The following is an 18,573-nucleotide window of genomic DNA, read 5'->3' on the forward strand; positions in this document are numbered from 1 at the left end:
ATGCAAGGCCGGATCACCCTTACCGAGGGCGCTTTGGCCTCCCTCCTGGCCCTGGCCGCCCACGAGGTTCCCGGGGTGGTGGGGATGGCCCCAGCGGGCCTCAAAGACCAGGTGGTGCGGATCCTGGGGCGGCAGGAGGCCAGCGAGGGGGTCGTGGTCCGCCCGGACCCCCAGGCCCCGGGGAAGTACCAGGCGGACTTTTACGTGGTGGTGGCCCCGGGGGTCCGCATCCCCACGGTGGTGGAGTCCCTGGCGGAGCGGGTGGGGTTCGCCGCCCAGAGGCTCGCCGGCGTGGAGCTTTCCCAGGTGCGGGTCCACGTGGTGGGGGTGGGGCGTGGCTAGCTGGGGGCCCGAGGCCTTGGCGGAGGCTTTCCGCTACGCCACGGACTGGTTTGCGGTCTACGTGGAGGAGCTCAACGCCCTGAACGTCTATCCCGTGCCCGACGGGGACACGGGCACCAACATGCACCTCACCCTCCAGTCCGCAAGGCGCGAGCTGGACCTCGCCGACACCTCCCGGATGCCCGAGGTGGCCCGGGCCATCGCCTACGGGAGCCTCCTCGGGGCCCGGGGGAACAGCGGGGTCATCCTCTCCCAGATTCTCAGGGGCTTCAGCGAGGCCATCCGGGAAAAGGAGGCCCTGGACGCCCAAACCCTGGCCGAGGCCCTGCGCCGCGGGGCGGAGACGGGTTACCGGGCGGTGATGCGCCCCGTGGAGGGGACCATCCTCACCGTGGCCCGGGCGGCCGGGGAGGGGGCCAAGGGGGAAACCCTGGAAGCAGCTCTGGAAAGTGCCCTCGAGGCCGCCCGCAAGGCCCTGGAGAGGACCCCCGAGCTTCTGCCCGTCCTCAAGCAAGCGGGGGTGGTGGACGCCGGCGGGGCGGGGTACCTGCGGTTTCTGGAGGGCCTACGGGGCTACGCCCTGAGGCTTCCCCTGCCCGAGCCCCCCAAGGTGGAGCGCTATGCCCAGACCGCCTTCGCCACGGAGGAGTTCGGCTACTGCACCGAGTTCCTCATGGAGGGGGTGGAGGTGCCCATAGAGCGAATCCGGGAGGCCGTGGCCCCCTTTGGGGATTCCCTTCTGGTGGTGGGGGCCGAGGGGTATGTGAAGGGGCACATCCACACGGACGATCCCGATGGCCTCCTTTCCGCCGTGGCCCGCTTCGGGCGCATGGTCCGCACCAAGGTGGAGGACATGACCGAGCAGCACACGGAGATCCTGGCCATGGCGGGCCTTCTGGAGGAGGCCCCGCCCCCCACGGGCCTGGTGGCGGTGGCCCTGGGGCACGGGGTGGCCCGGGCGTTCCGGAGCCTGGGGGCCCGGGTGGTGGCCGGGGAAAAGACGCAAAACCCCAGCGTGGAGGACCTGCTTTCCGCCATCAGGAGCGTGCCCAGCCCCAAGGTGGTCCTCCTGCCCAACAACCCCAACGTCTTCCTGGCGGCGGAGCGGGCGGCGGCCTTGGCCAAGGAGGAGGGAAAGGAGGTCTTCGTGCTCCAAAGCCGCACCCTGGGCCAGGGCCTGGCGGCGGCGGTGCGCTACACCCCGGAGGCCCTTCCCGAGGAGCTCCTTCCCGAGATGGAGGAGGCCATGAAGGGGGCGGTGACCCTGGAGGTCACCTGGGCCAGCCGCGACGCCGAGGTGGATGGCTTAAAAGTCCTGAAGGATAAGCCCATCGGCCTTCTGGACGGGAGGCTCGTCCTGGTGGGGGAGACCCCGGAAGAGGTCCTAGAGGGCCTCATCCGCCTGGCCAAGGAGGGGAAAGAGGTCCTCACCCTCTTCCTGGGGCCCAACACGCCCCCGGAGAAGGCGCAAAGGGTGGCGGAGAACTTCCCCGAGCTGGTGGTGGAAATCCTCCACGGCGGCCCCGACCTCTACGCCTATTTGGGCGTGCTAGAATAGCTAAAGAAAAGCCCAACCCTGCCCCGCCTCACCCTCGGGTATCCTGGGGGAAAGGGAGGGATGCATGTGGCGTAGCCTTGGTCTGCTGGTGCTTTTCCTCGCAGCCTGTAACCTCTCGGTGAGCCCGCCCGTAGCGGGGGACCTCCCCGTGGGGGAAAACCGGGTAGCCACCCTGCCCCCAGCCCAGGAAGGCCCTGGGGGAAGCCTGCGGCCCGGGGTAGCTGTCTTTCGCATCCCCCTTACCCAGGATGGGGCCGTGGAGGTGGCAGCGGTTTCGGCAATCCTAGAGCTCAGCGCCCGGCTCCGCCTGGTCCTCCTGGACGAGCGGGGGGTGGTCCAGGCGGTGAGCGTGGCCCGGAACTGGTTCGGGGCCTACCCCGAGGTGGCGCCCCTGGCCCTGAGGCCCCAGGTCACCACCGACCCCGGGGTGCGCCTGAACCTTAAGGGCCAGGCGGGCCAGGTCTTCTACCTGAGGGTGGAAAACTACGCCCTGGCCGAGGACCAGGTGGGCCTCTACGCCACGGCCTTTACCCCCAACCCCCGTGGCCACGGGGAGGACTTTACCTCGGGCAGCCTCCAGGGGGCCATTGAGTTTATAGGGGAGTTTGACCGCTACAACGTGGCTTCGGTCCCCTCGGGGATCTACCTCCGCCTCACCTACGCGGGGCCTCTGGACCTCGTGGCTCTTCTCTACAACGGTCCTAACGATCTTTATCCCAGGACCCTGGACCCCGTGCGGAACTGCGCCCAGGTTTCCCCGGCCACCCTCCTGGTGGTGCGGGACCGGGGCCTGGCCCGGGCGGGGTTTGACGAGGAGGGGAGCGGCCGCTACACCCTGAGCCTTTCCGGCACGCCCTGCCCCTAGGCCGCCTTTGAGCGGGATGAAAGCAAGCTAAAGGGCGTTATCGTTTTTCTCATTAACCCCCGCCGGAGGAGCTCCCGTTACGGCGGGGTTTTTAAGTGCTTGAAATATGTCTAGAATAATCGGGCGGCCTTCCCATGAGGAGGGGAGCTCATGGTTCTCAGGTTCCTCCCGTACTCCCGGGCATACTCGGGTTCGCTATGCGGGTTTGGCTTTGGCCTCTCCTCCTCGCCCTCGCCGTTGCGGGGGCCTTGGCCCAGACGGGCGCTCCGAAGGCCATGGTTCTGCAGGCCACCGCCTATACCTCAAGCGCGCGGGAGACCGACCGCACTCCCTTCGTCACCGCCACGGGGATGCGCACCCGCTTGGGGGTTCTGGCGGTGAGCCCAGACCTCCTAAAGGTCCTTCCCTACGGGACCAAGGTGCGCTTGGTGGACCTGGGTTCGGTCTACGGCCGGGGCCGGGGGCAGTTTGACTACCTCTTTGCGGGGCGCGTCTTCGTGGTGGCCGACGTGATGCACCCCAGGATGCGGGAGAAGGTGGACGTGTGGCTACCGGACCGGGCCACCGCCTTGCGCTTCGGCCGCCGCCTGGTGCGGCTGGAGGTGGTGGAGTACCCCCGGCGCTAGACCCCGTATCCTAAAGGGCGTGCGGTTTGCCCTCTTTCTGGCCCTAGCCCACCTGAGGCGCCGCCCCCTGCAGACCGCCCTGGCCTTAGGGGGGGTGGGGGTGGGGGTGGCGGTGCTCCTGGCGGCCCTTTCCCTGGCCAACGGCTTCACCAGCGGCCTGGTGCGGGCCACCTTGAAGGCCTACCCCCACCTGGTCCTCTTCCGCCTGGGGGAGGGGCTTCCCCCCTTGCCTCCCCATCCCGAGGTGGAGGCCAGCGCCCCCTTCGCCGCCACCAAGGCCCTTCTGGTGCGCCCGGCCGAGGGGGCCAGGGGGCCGGGGGTGGACTTCGCCACCCTGGTGGGCCTGGGGAAGGGGGGGGAGTCCCTTTACCCGGAGCTCGGCCTGAGGCTGGAGCCCGGGGGCATCTACCTGGGGGCGGCCCTGGCGCAGAGCCTGGGGGTCTACCCGGGGGAGTCCCTCACCGCCCTTTCGGCCACCCAGGAGCGGGTGCGCCTTAAGGTGCTGGGCTCCTTCCGCACGGGGAACTACCTCCTGGATTCGGGGTACGCCTTCGTGGACCTGGCCACGGTGGAGGGGCTTTCCGGGATTAGGGCCCAGGGCTACCAGGTGCGCCTCAAGGACCCTTGGCGGGCCAAGGAGGTGGGCCAGGCCCTGGCGGGCACCCGCTTTTTCCCCCAGGCCTGGCAGGACACCCAGCGCACCCTCTTAGAGCAGCTTTACCTGCAGAAGCGGGTTCTGGGCGTCCTGATTTTTCTCATCGTGGCCGTGGCCGCTTTGGGGGTGGCCAACCTTCTGGTCCTCAAGGTGGTGGAGAAGGTCCCGGAGATCGCCCTTCTCCGGGCCATGGGGGCCTCGAGGCTCACCGTGGGGATGGTCTTCGCCTGGGAAGGGGCCCTCCTGGGCCTGGGGGGGGTGGCCCTGGGCAACCTGTTGGGCTACCTCCTCTGCCTCTACCTTTCCTGGCACCCCGTGGGCTTGCCGGGGGAGCTTTACTTCCTCACCCATCTCCCCGTGGAGATGCGGACATGGGACTTTTTGCAGGTGAGCGGGGCGAGCCTTCTCGCCACCTTCCTTTCCGCCCTCCTTCCCCTGCTCCGGGCCCTGAGGGTCCAGCCCGGGGTGGTCCTCCGCTAAGTGCCCGCGCCTTGGTTCTGCGGCATGAAGGCTGCGGGACATTTGTCCCTACCCTTTTGGGGTAGCGTACCTATGCAACGACCTTGCTAAAGGGTAAGGGCGGGAATCGCCGGTTTGCTTATGGAACTCGTGCAACCCCTTGATTGACCCACCGGGTGCGGTCCCGTAGCCTTGCCCCTTAAGACCGGAGGCGGCATGCGGCGAAGAAACCGTTGGGTCAAAACCCTCTTCTGGGGTTCGGTGCTGGGGGTGTTCGCCCTGCTCGGGGTGGTCTTCTCCGGGGTGGCGGTGGGGGCCTTTGAGCAGCGCACCTTGCCGGTGGAGCAGCCCGTGCCCTTTAGCCACGCCTTCCACGCCGGGGGCCTGGGGCTTTCCTGCCGCTACTGCCACTCCGCCGTGGAGCATGCGGCCTACGCCGGGCTTCCCCCCACGGAGACCTGCATGACCTGCCACACCTTCGTGAAACCCGACAGCCCCAACCTGGCCCTGGTGCGCAGGAGCTGGGAAACGGGGGAGCCCATCCCCTGGAACCGGGTCATCAACCTTCCGGACTTCGTCTACTTCCAGCACGCCCCCCACGTGGCCAAGGGGGTGGGGTGCGCCGAGTGCCACGGCCGGGTGGACCAGATGAGCGTGGTCTACCAGCCCCAGGCCTTCACCATGAAGTTCTGCCTGGACTGCCACCGGAAGCCCGAGGCCCGCCTAAGGCCCAGGGAGCAGGTCTTCAACATGGCCTATTCGCCCGATCCGGAGCTGGGAAGGAAGCTGAAGGAGGTCTACCGGGTGCGCCCTCCCGAGGCCCTCACCAGTTGCAGCACCTGCCACCGCTAGGAGGGAGCATGCAGGGACGCGGGTACGAAGGCGCTTTGGAAAAGGAGTTCTTCCGGGAGGAGTTTCCCTTCGGGGCGGTGAGCCGGAGGGGTTTTCTGGCCCTGGGGCTTTTGTCCCTGGCCGCCTGTACCCCGGTGGTGCGGCGGAAGGGAATCCCCTATGTGCGCCAGCCGGAGTGGGTGGTGGAGGGGGGGAGGGCGGAGTTCGTCACCGCCCTCCCCCATGCGGGCATCGCCGAGGCGGTGCGGGTGAAGGTCTACCAGGAGCGCCCCCTCTTCCTGGCCCCCCTGGAGGGGGCCATGAGCCCTTACCCCTTGGCCAGCCTCTACAGCCTGTACGACCCCGCCCGCAAGGGCAAGACCCCGGATTGGGAGGGCTTCTTCGCCGCCTGGAGGAAGGCCTTGGGGGAGGGGGAGACCCTCCTCGTCCTCCCCCGCACCACCTCGCCCAGGTTCCAGGGCCTCTTGAAGCGGGCCCAAGAGCGCTACCCCAATCTCCGGGTGGCCCGCTTTGAGGCCTGGGGCCTGGAGAACGTCTACCGGGGGGCGGAGCTCCTCTTCGGCCGGAGGGCCTGGCCCGTGTACGCTCCCGAGAAGGCGGAAACCGTGCTCCTTCTGGACGTGGACCTCCACGAGCACCCCGCGGGCTACGGGTGGTGGAGCGCCCTAAGCGGAAGGCGCCTTCCCCCCATGAACCGGATCTACGCTGTGGAAAGCGGGGCGGGGCTTCTTGGCGCCGTGGCCGACCACCGCCTGGCCTTGAAGCCCAGCGCCCTCGAGGCCTTCCTCCTGGACCTGGCCAAGGCCCTGGGGGTCCTTTCCGGAAGCCCGGCCTCGGACTACGGGGGGTTCCTCCCCGCCCTGGTGGAGGACCTGGGGCGGGGGGGGCTCCTCCTCCCCGGGGTCCACCTCACCCCCGCCGCCCAGGCCCTGGCCATGGCCCTGAACGCCAGGCTCCGGGCCCCCGTGGCCTACGTGCCTCCCCTGGAGGCGGAGCCCGCCACCCCAGAGGCCTTCCTCGAGGCGGAGAGGGCCCCCCGCCTGGTCTGGGCGGCGGAGGGTCCCCTGCCGAGCCTTCAGGGCAAGGCCTTTGCCGCCGTCCTCTCCCTCTACCCCAAGGAGGCGCCCTTTAGCCTTCCCCTGGCCCACCCCCTGGAGGCCGGGGGCCAGCACCGGGACGCCCGGGGCCGCCTCTGGCCCGCCCAGGCCCTGGTCCAGCCCCTTTACGGGGGGAAGAGCCTGGAGGAGGTCTTGGCGGGGCTTTTGGGGGAGGAGCTTCCCGCCCTTTCCCCCGAGGAGAAGCGGGCCCTGGCCGAGGGCCGTCCCTTGGCGGAGGCCGAGGCCATGGCCCTGGAGCCCGCGCCGGGCCTGGAGGGCCGCCTTCCCCCCTTGCGGCGGGAGGCCCCCCTGGAGCTCACCCTGCGCCCGGACGCCAGCCTTTACGACGGCCGCTACCGGGAAAACCCCTACCTCCAGGAGCTTCCCAGGCCCTTAAGCCGCCTGGTCTGGGACGGGGCCCTCCTCGCCGGGGAGGAGGAGGCGGCGGCCTTGGGGTTTCTGGAGGAGATCCGCTCCCGGGAGCGCCGGGCCGACCCCCGGCGCCCCCTTCTCCGGGTGCGGGCGGGGGAAAGGGAGGCCCTCCTTCCCCTCTGGCCCCTTCCCCTCATCCCCAAGGGGAGCCTGGTGGCCCCCCTTTCCCACTTCTTCCACCCCGGAGGGGTGGCCTTCCCGGCGGAGGTGGCCCCCACGGGCCGGGATTACCCCCTGGTCTCCACCCAGTACCACGGCTACCTGGGGGAGGTGGAGGCGGTGAAGGTCCTCACCGAGGCCGAGGCCCTGAAGGCGGAGCCTAAGGAGGGAAAGCCCCTCTCCTTCTACCCTCCCTGGCCCCAGGGGGAGCACGCCTGGGCCATGAGCGTGGACCTCACCCGGTGCCTGGGGTGCGGGCTTTGCGTCCTCGCCTGCCAGGTGGAGAACAACATCCCCGTGGTGGGCAAGGAGGAGGTGCAAAAGGGCCGGGAGATGCACTGGATCCGCGTGGACCGCTACTTCGCCAAGGAAGGGGTTTTCCACCAGCCCGTCATGTGCCAGCACTGCGAGAAGGCCCCGTGCGAGGCGGTCTGCCCCGTGGCGGCCACGGAGCACTCCGACGAGGGCCTGAACCTCATGGTCTACAACCGCTGCGTGGGGACCAAGTACTGCTCCGCCAACTGTCCCTACAAGGCGCGGCGCTTCAACTTCTTCCCCTACGCCGAGGCCTTCATAGGCCGGGGGGACCCGAGGCGGGCCAAGGAGAGCCCCCTTTCCCTCCTCATGAACCCCGAGGTCACGGTCAGAAGCCGTGGGGTCATGGAAAAGTGCACCTACTGCGTGCAGCGCATAGAGCTCGCCCGGGCCCAGGCCGCCAAGGAGGGGCGGGGGATCCGCACCGGGGAGATCCGGACCGCCTGCCAGGAGGTCTGTCCGGGGAAGGCCATCCACTTCGGGGACCTCCTGGACCTCGAGGACCCCATCCAGGTCCACCGGAAGGAGGGGCGGCACTACGCCCTCTTGGAAGAGGCCAACACCTGGCCCCGCACCACGTACCTGGCCCATCTGAAAAACCCGAACCCGAGGCTGAAGGAGGAGGCCCATGGCTGAAAGGCACCCCGACCACGACCTCATCCAGGGGGAGTGGACGGAAAAGACCCTGGTGGAGAAGCTTCTGGAGCCCGTGGAGAAGCCCCCGCCCAGGCCCTGGCGGGTGGTCTTCGCGGTGGGCTTCGCCCTGACCCTGGCCTGGCTCTACGCCATCTTCGTCACCTTTGTGAAGGGCCTCGGCACCTGGGGCATCAACCAGCCCGTGGCCTGGGGATTGGACATCGTCCACTTCGTCTGGTGGATCGGCATCGGCCACGCCGGGACCCTGATCAGCGCCATCCTGGTCCTCATGCGCCAGAACTGGCGGGACTCCTTAAACCGGGTCACGGAGGCCATGACCCTCTTCGCCGTGCTCTCCGCCGCCACCTACCCCCTCATCCACATGGGCCGGCCCCAGCTCTTCTACTGGGTCATGCCCTACCCCACCCACATGGCCCTCTGGCCCCAGTACAAGAGCCCCCTCTCCTGGGACGTGCTGGCCATCATGACCTACCTCACCATCTCCACCCTCTTCCTCTACCTGGGCCTCATCCCCGACCTGGCCCTCCTCAGGGAAAGGAGCCGGGGCTGGCGGAGGAGGCTTTACGGGTGGCTTTCCCTGGGCTGGACGGGGAACGCGGTGCACTGGCAGCGCTACCGGGCGGTCTACGTCCTCCTGGCGGGCCTCGCCACCCCCGTGGTCATCTCCGTGCACTCGGTGGTGAGCATGGACTTCGCCTACGGGGTGGTCCCGGGCTGGCACCTCACCGTCTTCCCGCCCTTCTTCGCCGCCGGGGCCATCTACTCGGGCTTCGCCATGGCCCTCACCCTCATCATCCCCCTGAGGCGGTGGTACCGCCTGGAGGGGGTCATCACTGAAAGGCACCTGGACTGGATGGCCAAGGTGACCCTGGCCAGCGGCCTGGGGGTGGCCTACATCTACCTCCTGGAGATCTTCATGGCCTGGTACTCGGCCGAGCCCGCCGAGTGGGCCCAGCAGCTCTGGCGCATGACCGGGCCCTACGCCCCCTACTACTGGGCCATGATGCTCATCAACGTGGTCCTTCTGCAGACCCTCTGGTTCCCCCGGTTCCGGAGGAACGTGGCCTGGCTCTTCATCTTCTCCATCCTGGCCAACGTGGGCATGTGGCTGGAGAGGTTCGTGATCGTGGTCATCAGCCTCTCCCGCGATTACCTGCCGGGGAACTCCCACCTCTACTTCCCCACCTGGGTGGACTGGACCCTCTTCTTGGGCACCCTGGGCTTCTTCCTCTTTGGCCTTGCGGCCTTCATCCGCCTCTTTCCTCCCATCGCCGTGGCCGAGATGGTACACCTCTTCCACAAGCTGCGGAAGCACTAGGAGGGCGGGATGCTCTACGGACTCATGGCCTACTTTGACACGCCGGAGAGGCTTTTGGGGGCGCTACGGGCTTTGCGGGAGCGGGGGTACCGCCGCCTCGAGGCCCTCACCCCCAACCCCGTGGAGGGCATTGAGGAGGTCTTGGGAGGGGACGGGCGCATCCCCTGGGTGGCCTTCGCCCTAGGGGTCCTGGGGGCGGGCCTCGGCCTCTTCCTCCAGGTTTACACCACCCTGGACTACCCCCACAACGCCGGGGGGAAGCCCCTTCTGGGCTGGCCTGCCTACATCCCGGTGACCTTTGAGCTCACCATCCTCACCATCACCGTGGGCATCTTCCTCTACCTCCTTTACATCAACGGCCTGCCCCTGGCCGTCCACCCGGCGGTGCAGGCCAGGGCCTACGTGCGGGTCCTTCTGGACGAGTACGGGGTTTTCGTCTACGCCTCGGACCCCCGGTTTGACCTCGAGGCCACCCGGGCCCTCTTGGAGAGCCTTGGGGCGGAGGTGGAGGAGGTGCGGCGTGACTAGGTTCCTTCTTCTCCTCCTGCCCCTCCTTTCCGCCTGCGGCTGGATGTGGGACCAGCCCAAGGTCAAGGCCTTTCGGGAGAGCCCCCTCAAGGTGGAGGTCTCCCCCGAGCGGGTGCCCTTCGGGGAGAACCTGAACCCCGAGGTGCGCCTGGGCCTCAAGCCCGAAGGGGGTTTTGCGGAAAACCCCTTCGCCTTCACCGAGGAAGACCTCCTCCGGGGTAAGGCGCTGTACCGGAGCTTCTGCGCCATCTGCCACGGCCTGAACGCCCAAGGGGACGGCCGGGTCATCCCCTTGGGGGTGCCGAGGCCCCGCTCCTTCCACGACCCCGGGGTGAAGGCCATGCCCGAGGGCTACTTCTACTTCGCCGCCACCAACGGCTTTGGCCGCATGCTCTCCTACAGGAGCCGCATCCCCGAGAGGGAGCGCTGGCTCATCGCCCACTACATCAAGCGGTGCCTCCTCCTGGAGGCCTGCCCCTTGGAGGTGGTGAATGCAGAGGTCTATTGAAGCGAACCCCCCTTGGCCTTGGGCCTTGGGGCTAGGCCTTTACGCCTCGGCCTTTCTCCTGGGGGCTCCGGCCGCCTACTTCCCCTTCGCCTCCTTCCTTCTGCTCTCCTTAGGGGCCCTTCTCCTCCTCCTCCTTCACAACGCCCTAAGGAGCCGCTGGGGCCTTCCTTTGGAGCCCTACCTCTACCCCCTGGCCCGCCTCCTGCCCCTGATGGGGCTCCTGGGCCTGCCCTTCTTCTTCTTCCTGCCGGAGCTCTTTCCCTGGGCGAGGCCCGGGGCCGGCCTGGATCCCGTCCTGGCCCACCGGGCCCCTTACCTCAACGCCCCCTTCCTGCTGGTACGCTACCTCCTCTTCTTCGCCCTCTTCTCCTGGGTGCTCCTCAAGCTCAAACCCGGGGAGCACCGGGCCGAGGTGGGAGCCTGGGGGCTTCCCCTGGTCTTTGCCGCCGCCACCTTCCTCTCCTTTGACCTCTTCAAGAGCCTCGAGGCCCACTTCTACTCCGCCTCCTACGGGCCCATCCTCCTCCTTTCCGCCGTGGTCCTGGCCCTGGCCGTGAGCGTGGCCTTGGCCGCGCGGCGGGGCACGGCTGCCCTTCTAGGCCAGGCCCAGAACCACACCAACCTCCTCCTCGCCCTCTCCATCGTCTGGATCTACCTGGAAGCCACCACCCTCATCATCGTCTGGGGGGCGGACTTCCCCCACGAGGTGGAGTTCTACCTTAAGCGCCTCCAAGGGCCTTGGGACGGGGTGGCCGCCCTCTGGGTGGTGGGGGGGTTTTTCCTCCCCTTTCTCTACCTCCTCACCAACCTCCCCAAACGGGAGGCCCGCTACCTTCTTCCCGTCGCCCTTTGGCTGGCCTTCTTCCGCCTGGTGCACCTGGCCTGGTACCTCCTCCCCGCTCTGGGCCGGGGGGTGGGGGTGGGGGAGGTCCTGGGCTTTTTGGGGCTCGGCCTCCTCTTCGCCTCCCGCTTGCGGGGATAGGGGCATTTGCACCTACCTTCACGAACGCCCTGGGTGCACCCTGGAAGTAGGGGTACATGGTACCTGTACCCGGGAGGTGGCAGATGGTCAAGGTTCTGGTTTTGGGCGGCGGTTCCGGCGGCCTGGTGGCGGCCAACAAGGTGAAGCGGCTTCTGGGGAAGGGGGTGGAGGTCACCCTGGTGGACCGGAACACCCACCACGAGTTCATGCCCGCCTACCCCTGGGTGGCCTTCGGCATGCGGGAGCCCGAGGAGATCCGCCGTCCCTTGGCCAACCTGGAGAAGCGGGGCATCCAGTACCTCCAGGCCACGGTGGAGGCCCTGGACCCGGCCCACAACAAGGTGAAGACCTCGGCGGGGGAGCTCGCCTACGATTACCTCATCGTCTCCCTGGGGGCGGAGGCCATGCCCTCCCCGGCCCAAGACGGCCACGCCCCCTGGAGCATGGCGGGAGCCTTAAAGCTCCGCGAGGCCCTGAAGGGCTTTAAGGGCGGGAGGGTGGTGGTGGGGGTCTCCTCCCCCTACTACCCCTGCCCCCCGGCGCCCTACGAGGTGGCGGGGCAGGCGGAGTTCGCCCTCAAGGTCAAGGGCGTCCGGGAAAAGAGCACCGTGGAGGTGTTCCACCTGAACCCCGCCCCCCTGGCGGGCATGGGGCCGGTGATCTCGGGGAAGGTGCTGGAGATCCTCAAGTCCAAGGGCATCGCCTTCCACGGGGAGTTTGAGCCCGTGGCCTTTGAGGGAGGCAGGGTCAAGGCCAAGGACGGCCGGGAGCTTTCCTACGACCTCCTCATCCTGGTGCCTCCCTTCGCCCCCAACCAGGTAGTGCGGGAAAGCCCCCTGGCCGGTTCCAACGGCTTCCCCGAGGTGGACCGCATGACCTTCCGTTCCACGAGGTTCCCCAACGTCTTCGTCATCGGGGACACGGTGAACCCCGCCCTCATGCTCCCGCCCGCCGGGGTGGTGGCCCACTTCCAGGGGGAGTACGTGGCCGGGGTAATCGCCTCGGACCTCAAGGGGGCTTACATCGGCGAGCCCTTCAACCCCGTGGCCATGTGCATCATGGACTTTGGCGACAACGCCCTCCTGCCCCAGTGTTCCTTTGACCGGGTGCTTGCGGGCACGGGCATGCCCTCCTGCGGCGTTATGGCCGTGGGCAAGTGGGTGCGGGTGACCAAGATGCTCTTTGAGGGCTTCTGGTTCGCCACCCTCATTGAGTAGGAGGTGAGCATGGAAACCGCCCTCAGCGTGGAAGAGCGCCTCGCCCGCCTGGAAGAGGTGCTGGAGAAAAGCGGCCTCGCCCTCCTGGCCCAGATGGGGGTGGGGGAGACCCTGTCCGAGAACCTGGGCCTCCTCATGGACCCCAAGAACCTGCAGCTGGTCTCTCTCCTGGCCCGCTTCCTGGACCAGGCGGAGGCCCTGGAGAAGCTGGCGGAGACCCTGGAGAAGCTGGACAAGTCCGGGGCCTTGGCCTTCCTCGGGCACCTCTCGGAGAACTTCGGGGAGGGCTTGGGGATGCTCATGGAACCCCAGCTCCTCAGGCTCGTTTCCCACGGGGCGAACGTTTTGGACATCCTTTCCCGCATTGAGCCGGCCGCCGTGGGCATGATGGCGGGAGCCCTGCAGAAGGGCCTTGCCGAGACCTTTACCCCCGAGGCGATGCAGAACCCGCCCCGGGTGGGCCTTTCGGGCCTTCTGAAGCAGCTTTCCGATCCCGAGGTGCAGAAGGCCCTGGGGGTGCTTTTCCTGCTTCTGAAGGCCCTGGGCAAGGCCTTCGGCCACATGGGCGAGGAGCGGAAGGCCCTCGAGGCCATGATGGCCAAGATGATGCCCAAGAAGTAGCTCTTCCTTGGGGCCCCCGCTCTGGCGAAAGCCAGAGCGGGGTACTCAGGCCAGGGTCACCCGGTCCCGCCCCGCTTCCTTGGCCCGGAGGAGGGCGTAGTCGGCCTTAAGGATCCACTCCTCCAGGGCCTCCCCTCCCTCCGGCACCTCCCCCCCGGCGATCCCGGCGGAGAGGGTGAGGGGGTTGGGGACGGGGGGAATCCGTTCGGCACGGAAGCGGAGCCGGATCCTTTCCACCACTTCCTTGGCCGCCTGCCGGCCGGCCCCGAAGAGGACCAGGAGGAACTCCTCCCCCCCATAGCGCACCGCCAGGTCCTCCTTACGCAGGCTGGCCAGGAGAAGGCGGCCCAGGCGCCTAAGCACCTCGTCCCCCACGGGGTGGCCGTAGGTGTCGTTCACCCGCTTGAAGCGGTCTATGTCCAGCAGGACCACGCTCACCGGGGCCTGGTAGCGCCGGGCGAGGGCGAGGAGCTTGGGCAGTTCGGCCTCGAGGCCCCGGCGGTTTAGGAGGCCGGTGAGGGGGTCGGTGAGGGCCAGGGTGCCCCACTCCACCTGCCTCAGCACCTGGCGCAGGCGCTCCCCCAGGAGGGAGAGGAAGCTTTCCGGCACCTCTTCCTTGGGGGGGGTCTGGAGGTAGAGGTAGGCGGTGTCCCCGTTTAGGGGGACGAGGAGGGCGTGGGGGGTGCGCTCCCCCACCAGGCCCCGCCGGGCCCTGAGCTCCAGGCCCACCGCCTCGGGGAGGAGTTCCTGGGCGGCCTCGAGGGCGCCCAGAAGGACCCCCTCCGGGCTCAGGGTCTGGGTGACCCGGGGGGAAAGCCGGGCCAAGGCCTCCAGGAAGCGGCTCCAGCGCTGCTGGTGGGCCGCCGTGCGCCGCCACCCCAGGTAGGTGGCGTAGAGGAGCCCCAGGCTCCCCGTAAGCCCCCCGTAGAGGGCCAGGAGGCGTACCCCCAGGGGGGTGGGCTCCTGGGTCAGGAGGGCGGGCATCAGGAAAAGCCCCCCCAGGGTCAGGGCCAGGAGGGGGAAGGGAGGCTCCCCCTGGTCCTCCGCCTCCACCCCCAGGGCCAGGAGGAGGTAACCCAGGGTCCAGAGGAGGTGCAGGGGGTGGCCCGTGGGGTAGCCCGGGCCCCCCTGCAGAAGGGCGTAGGCCATGTCGGCCACCAGGAAGAGGAGAAGCCCGGTTCCCAGGAGGGCCCGCCCCAGGAGGAAGCGCTCAAAGAGCCCTTCCAGCCGCGGCAGGAGAAGGAAGAGAAGCAGGGCGTCCCAGGCGCTATAGATGCGGTCCACGCCCAAGGTGGGCTCCCAGGCGGTGAGGAGGCCCAGCGCCGCCAGGGGCAGGAGGGCCAGGGCGAGGCGGGGAGGCTTCCCGGGAAGCCGGAGGAGGGCCAGGGTGAGGAGGGCGTAGCCCAGGAAGTAAGGGACTTCCAGGTAAAGCCCTGGGCGGAGGCGTTTTAAGTCCTCCAGGGTCCAGAGGAGGTCGCCCAGCCCGAGGAGCAGAAGGGCGAGCCCGAAGGCCCTTTGGTTCCTCTTCCGGGCCACGTAAGCCCCGGCCGCCAGGGCCACCAGGGGCGTGACCAGGCGCTCGCTCCAGGGGGCGGTGGGGGGAAAGAGGGCGAGGAAGATAAGGGCGAGGAGCCCGAGTCCATAGGGAACCACGAACCCAGTTTAGCCCAGGGGCTTACCCCGGCGGGTGCATCTTTGCCAGGGCCTCGAGGGCTTCCCGCAAAACCTCAATCCCTTTAAGGAACTCCTCCACCTCCACGTGCTCGTGGGGGGTGTGGTCCAGGGTGGAGTCCCCTGGCCCATAGGCCACCATGGGCACCGGCCAGTGGGGGGCGAGGACGTTCATGTCGCTCGTCCCCGTCTTGAGTTTGAAGACGGGCCTCCCTCCGGCCTTGCGGATTCCCTGGCGGAGGGCCCGGGTGAGGGGCGTGTCCTTGGGCCCCTGGTAGGGGACTTCCCGGCCGAAGAACTCCAGCTCTATGGTGGGGGGGGCGTAGGCCGTGAGGTGGCGGATGGCCTCCTCCGGGGGAAGCCTGGGGGGAAGCCTCAGGTCAAAGAACATCTCCGCCACCTGCTTGAGCTCGGCGGGGTGGACCTTGAAGTCCCTTAAGGTGTACTGCACCTGGTCAAAGGGGCGCTGGCCCACGTTCATGGCCTCGGCCCAGGCCTTGATGGCCACGAAGTAGCTGATGAGCTCCTCGGCGGCGTTGGGCTCGTGGTGGGCGGAGTGGAAGTGGTCCTTCTCCCGCCGGGCCCTCACGAGGAGCCTCCCCTTATAGCCCAGGGTGATCCCCTCCCAGCCCGAGGGCTCCCCGATCACCGCGAAGTGGGGCTTCAGGCGGGGCGCCACGAAACGGGCCCCTTTGGAGCTTGGGGCCTCCTCCTCCGTGGCCCCCACCAGGTGCACGGTGAGGCGCCTTCTGGCCTCCTCCGAAAGGCCTGCCGCCGCGAAGACCATGGCCGCGAAGGGCCCCTTGGCGTCCACCGCCCCCCGGCCGAAGAGCTTGCCCCCTTCCAGGCGCACGGGGATCTGGCCGGGCACGGTGTCTATGTGCCCGAGGAGGACCACCTGAACGGGGCCTTCCCCCACCTGGCCCCGGGCGTTGTCCGCCTCGTCCACGAAGCCCTTAAGGCCAAGCCTCCGCATTCCCTCGGCCAGGTACTCGGCCACGGGGCGCTCCTCCCCGGAAGGGGAGGGGATCTCCAGGGCCCCCTTTAGGAACTCAACGGGATCCAAGGCGCTTCCGCTCATTCTGCCAGCACCGCCCTCACCGCCTCCACTACCCGCTCCAGGTCTTCCCTTTGGATGACCAAGGGCGGCAGGAAGCGGATCACCGTGGGCCCCGCCTGCAGGGTGAGGACGCGGTGCTCCTTTTCCAGCCTGGCGATGTAGGGGGCGGCCTTTTCCTTGAGCTCCAGGCCCACCATGAGCCCCATCCCCCGCACCTCGCGGATCTTGGGGGAGGGGATGGCCTTAAGCCTTTCCATGAACCAGGGCCCAAGCTCCGCCGCCCTCTCCCACAGCCTGGTACGCTCCAGGTAGCGGATGGCCGCCACCCCGGCGGCCATGGCCAGGGGGTTGCCGCCGAAGGTGGTGCCGTGCCCGCCCTTGGGCATGCTTCCGGCCACCTCTTCCCGCATCACCGCAGCCCCCAGGGGCACCCCGCCCCCCAGGGCCTTGGCCAGGGTGAGGATGTCGGGCACGATGCCGTAGTGCTCAAAGGCGAAGCGCCTCCCCGTGCGGCCCATGCCGGTCTGGATCTCGTCCAGGATGAGGAGGGCCCCCTTCTCCCGCGTGATCTCCCGGGCGGCCTCTAGGAACTCCGGCGTGGCCGGGCGCACCCCCCCCTCCCCTTGCACGGGCTCGAGGATCACCGCCGCCGTCTCCTTGTCCACGGCCCGCTTCAGGGCCTCCACGTCGTTGTAGGGGATGAACTCCACGGGCCCCACCAGGGGCAAAAAAGGCTCCCGGTACTTGGGCTCCCAGGTGACGGAGAGGCTTCCCATGGTCCTCCCGGAGAAGCCTCGCATGGCGGCCACGAACTTCTTCCTGCCCGTGTGGGCCCGGGCGAACTTGAGGGCGGCCTCGTTGGCCTCGGTGCCGGAGTTCACCGGGAAGACCCGGTTGAGCTCCGGGGGGAGGATGGCGGTGAGGGCGCGGTAGAACTCCCCTCGCATGGGGGTGGGGAGGGTCTGGGGCATGGCCATGAGGGTTTCCGCCTGCCGCTTCACCGCCTCCACCACCTCGGGGTTGCCGTGGCCCAGGTTGGCCACCCCGTATCCCCCCACGCAGTCAATGTACTCGTTGCCCTCGGCGTCCCAGACCCTGGCCCCCTGGCCCCGGACGAGGAGGAGGTCGTGCTTGGTGTAGACCCCGGTGTCCAGGGTCTTCTCCGCTTCCAGAAGGGCCCGCCAGTCTTCCTTGGTGATGGTTTCCACCCTGCCACCTCCCATAAAGAAAAGCCCCGGGGCTTGCCCGGGAAGCGCCGCTTCCCAGGCCGCCTCAGGTTTTGCCCCGGGCGCGCATCTCCCCCTAAGCCTAGGGGGAGGGCGGCCAGGGTGTCAACCGGGTCGGGCATACCAGGGGCGCTTCGCCTTGCGCGCCCACACCGCCCTCGCCGAGAGCGGTGCTCCTGCCCTGGGAGGAAGCCCCTGGCCCCGCCCCGGAGGCTCCCTCGTTTCCCAAGGGCCCTTCGGGGCTATGATGAGCGGGGTCCCCGTTCCGGCCAGGCCCCTGGGGGCCGGTGCGTCAGGGGGAGGCGGGGTTTTTGGGGAGGCCCTGGACTTTACCGAAGGGTGGTGGGAGCGTGAAGGCCTACGTGGGCCTGGGGAGCAACCTGGGGGACCGGGCGGGCTACCTCCTCCTGGCCCTCTCCGCCCTCTCCCGCCTGCCCAAGACCCGGCTTGTCCGCCTCTCTCCCGTCTACGAGACCGACCCCGTGGGCCCCCCCCAGCCCCGCTACCTGAACCTGGTGGCCGAGGTGGAGACGGGGCTTTCTCCAAGGGACCTGCTGGAGGAGATGCTCCGCATAGAGAAGGCCCTGGGCCGGGAGCGGAAGGAGCGCTTCGGCCCCAGGACCATAGACCTGGATCTCCTTCTTTACGGGGACCTGGTGGTGCGGGAGGAGGGCTTGGAGCTTCCCCACCCCAGGCTCCACGAGCGGGCCTTCGTCCTGGTGCCCCTCTCCCACCTTATCCCCGAGGGGCGCCACCCCCTCTTGGGCCGCACCTTCGCCGAGCTCCTCGCCGCCTTGGGTCCTCAAGGGGTGTGGCCCTACCGCCCCTAGGGGGCCCTTGTGCTATAGTGGGGGCATCGCGGTAAGGCCGCGCGAGGAGAAGGAAAGTGGAGCTAGAAGCGGGAAGCATCGTAGAGGGCCGCGTGGTGCGGGTAACGGACTTTGGCGCTTTCGTGGAGCTCCCGGGCGGGGAACAGGGCCTGGTGCACATCTCCCAGATCGCCCACGAGTTTGTGAAAAACGTCCGGGACTTCCTCAACGAGGGGGACATCGTTCAGGTCATGGTGAAGGGGCGGGATCCCAAGGGGCGCCTGGACCTTTCCATCAAGGACCTGACCCCGGCCCCCGAGGGGGGGCCGCCCCCCAGGCCCCGGCGCCTACCCAAGCAGTCCCCCGAGTTTGAGAACAAGCTCAAGAGCTTCCTCCGGGGCACGGGGGGCTTCGGCGGAGGCAAGGGGAAGAAGGGCGGCAAAAAGAAGCGCTGAGCCGAAACGGACTCCCCCGGGGTGTACGCCCCGGGGTTTTGCCGTAAAGTGGTGGGGTATGGGGAAGCCCATTGAGGTGACCGACGCCAACTTTGACGCGACCCTGGGGGGGCACCCCCTGGTCCTGGTGGACTTCTGGGCCGAGTGGTGTGCGCCTTGCC

General features: G+C 68.5%; 19 protein-coding genes (1 of these 19 cut by a window edge). 16 read left to right on the forward strand and 3 right to left on the reverse strand.

The annotated features are described in order from the left end of the window. The 13 genes from ACZ5RK_RS04035 to ACZ5RK_RS04095 all read left to right on the forward strand — a co-directional run bounded on the left by ACZ5RK_RS04035 (window position 1) and on the right by ACZ5RK_RS04095 (window position 13,191). Window positions 1–342, forward strand: a complete 342-nt coding sequence (locus tag ACZ5RK_RS04035; RefSeq protein WP_464909764.1) for an Asp23/Gls24 family envelope stress response protein — start codon at window positions 1–3, stop codon at window positions 340–342. Next, window positions 335–1,900, forward strand: a complete 1,566-nt coding sequence (locus ACZ5RK_RS04040) for a DAK2 domain-containing protein (RefSeq protein WP_464909765.1) — start codon at window positions 335–337, stop codon at window positions 1,898–1,900. Before ACZ5RK_RS04035 ends, ACZ5RK_RS04040 begins: the two co-directional genes overlap by 8 nt. 88 nt (window positions 1,901–1,988) lie before the next feature. Continuing rightward, window positions 1,989–2,765, forward strand: coding sequence for a hypothetical protein (locus tag ACZ5RK_RS04045; RefSeq protein WP_464909766.1), 777 nt, complete (start codon window positions 1,989–1,991; stop codon window positions 2,763–2,765). A 197-nt stretch (window positions 2,766–2,962) separates the two neighbouring features. Next, entirely contained in the window at window positions 2,963–3,391 is a 429-nt protein-coding gene (locus ACZ5RK_RS04050; protein WP_464909767.1) for a 3D domain-containing protein, read from the forward strand. Window positions 3,392–3,410: 19 nt separating this feature from the next. Continuing rightward, a complete protein-coding gene (locus tag ACZ5RK_RS04055; RefSeq protein ID WP_464909768.1) occupies window positions 3,411–4,526 on the forward strand; it encodes an ABC transporter permease in 1,116 nt (371 codons plus the stop codon). A gap of 195 nt (window positions 4,527–4,721) precedes the next feature. Next, window positions 4,722–5,357 carry a cytochrome c3 family protein gene (locus ACZ5RK_RS04060; RefSeq protein ID WP_054647809.1) on the forward strand — a complete coding sequence of 212 codons (636 nt, stop codon included), beginning with the start codon at window positions 4,722–4,724 and terminating at the stop codon, window positions 5,355–5,357. Window positions 5,358–5,365: 8 nt separating this feature from the next. After that, window positions 5,366–7,996 (forward strand): 4Fe-4S dicluster domain-containing protein, encoded by a 2,631-nt coding sequence (locus ACZ5RK_RS04065; protein ID WP_464909769.1) that lies wholly within the window; start codon window positions 5,366–5,368, stop codon window positions 7,994–7,996. Further along, the gene (gene nrfD, locus ACZ5RK_RS04070) at window positions 7,989–9,335 is read left to right on the forward strand and encodes an NrfD/PsrC family molybdoenzyme membrane anchor subunit (RefSeq protein WP_464909770.1); all 1,347 of its coding nucleotides are present in this window, start codon (window positions 7,989–7,991) and stop codon (window positions 9,333–9,335) included. Before ACZ5RK_RS04065 ends, nrfD begins: the two co-directional genes overlap by 8 nt. A 9-nt stretch (window positions 9,336–9,344) precedes the next feature. Then, window positions 9,345–9,863 (forward strand): DUF3341 domain-containing protein, encoded by a 519-nt coding sequence (locus ACZ5RK_RS04075; RefSeq protein WP_054647133.1) that lies wholly within the window; start codon window positions 9,345–9,347, stop codon window positions 9,861–9,863. Next, on the forward strand, window positions 9,856–10,371 hold the full coding sequence (locus ACZ5RK_RS04080) for a c-type cytochrome (RefSeq protein ID WP_054647132.1): 516 nt from the start codon (window positions 9,856–9,858) through the stop codon (window positions 10,369–10,371). The genes ACZ5RK_RS04075 and ACZ5RK_RS04080 overlap by 8 nt, the downstream gene beginning before the upstream one ends. Beyond that, window positions 10,355–11,353 (forward strand): hypothetical protein, encoded by a 999-nt coding sequence (locus ACZ5RK_RS04085; protein WP_464909771.1) that lies wholly within the window; start codon window positions 10,355–10,357, stop codon window positions 11,351–11,353. The genes ACZ5RK_RS04080 and ACZ5RK_RS04085 overlap by 17 nt, the downstream gene beginning before the upstream one ends. An 83-nt stretch (window positions 11,354–11,436) precedes the next feature. Beyond that, window positions 11,437–12,570 (forward strand): NAD(P)/FAD-dependent oxidoreductase, encoded by a 1,134-nt coding sequence (locus tag ACZ5RK_RS04090; protein ID WP_464909772.1) that lies wholly within the window; start codon window positions 11,437–11,439, stop codon window positions 12,568–12,570. A 9-nt stretch (window positions 12,571–12,579) separates the two neighbouring features. Then, window positions 12,580–13,191, forward strand: coding sequence for a helical membrane plugin domain-containing protein (locus ACZ5RK_RS04095; RefSeq protein WP_464909773.1), 612 nt, complete (start codon window positions 12,580–12,582; stop codon window positions 13,189–13,191). A gap of 45 nt (window positions 13,192–13,236) precedes the next feature. On the opposite strand, the gene ACZ5RK_RS04100 is transcribed toward ACZ5RK_RS04095, so the two are convergent. Genes ACZ5RK_RS04100 through lysJ form a run of 3 tightly spaced genes read right to left on the reverse strand, consistent with a single transcriptional unit; the run spans window position 13,237 to window position 17,130 of the window. Next, window positions 13,237–14,844 carry a GGDEF domain-containing protein gene (locus tag ACZ5RK_RS04100; protein WP_464909774.1) on the reverse strand — a complete coding sequence of 536 codons (1,608 nt, stop codon included), beginning with the start codon at window positions 14,842–14,844 and terminating at the stop codon, window positions 13,237–13,239. A gap of 22 nt (window positions 14,845–14,866) precedes the next feature. Next, window positions 14,867–15,943, reverse strand: coding sequence for a [LysW]-lysine hydrolase (locus tag ACZ5RK_RS04105; protein ID WP_464909775.1), 1,077 nt, complete (start codon window positions 15,941–15,943; stop codon window positions 14,867–14,869). Beyond that, entirely contained in the window at window positions 15,940–17,130 is a 1,191-nt protein-coding gene (gene lysJ, locus ACZ5RK_RS04110) for a [LysW]-aminoadipate semialdehyde transaminase LysJ (RefSeq protein ID WP_464909776.1), read from the reverse strand. Before lysJ ends, ACZ5RK_RS04105 begins: the two co-directional genes overlap by 4 nt. A 368-nt stretch (window positions 17,131–17,498) precedes the next feature. Between lysJ and folK the strand changes: the two genes are divergently transcribed. The 3 genes in view from folK to trxA are tightly spaced (at most 58 nt apart) and all read left to right on the forward strand, a layout consistent with a single transcriptional unit that may run on beyond the window. Further along, entirely contained in the window at window positions 17,499–17,978 is a 480-nt protein-coding gene (folK, locus tag ACZ5RK_RS04115) for a 2-amino-4-hydroxy-6-hydroxymethyldihydropteridine diphosphokinase (protein WP_464909777.1), read from the forward strand. A gap of 56 nt (window positions 17,979–18,034) precedes the next feature. Then, window positions 18,035–18,412: a S1 RNA-binding domain-containing protein gene (locus tag ACZ5RK_RS04120; protein WP_054647585.1), complete on the forward strand. Its 378-nt coding sequence runs from the start codon at window positions 18,035–18,037 to the stop codon at window positions 18,410–18,412. A gap of 58 nt (window positions 18,413–18,470) precedes the next feature. After that, window positions 18,471–18,573 carry the 5' end (the start) of a thioredoxin gene (trxA, locus tag ACZ5RK_RS04125; RefSeq protein ID WP_054638712.1) on the forward strand. Its footprint extends 230 nt past the window's final position, so the window shows 103 of its 333 coding nt (coding positions 1–103); it begins with the start codon at window positions 18,471–18,473; the stop codon falls past the right edge of the window.

This window comes from Thermus kawarayensis JCM 12314, assembly GCF_055393575.1.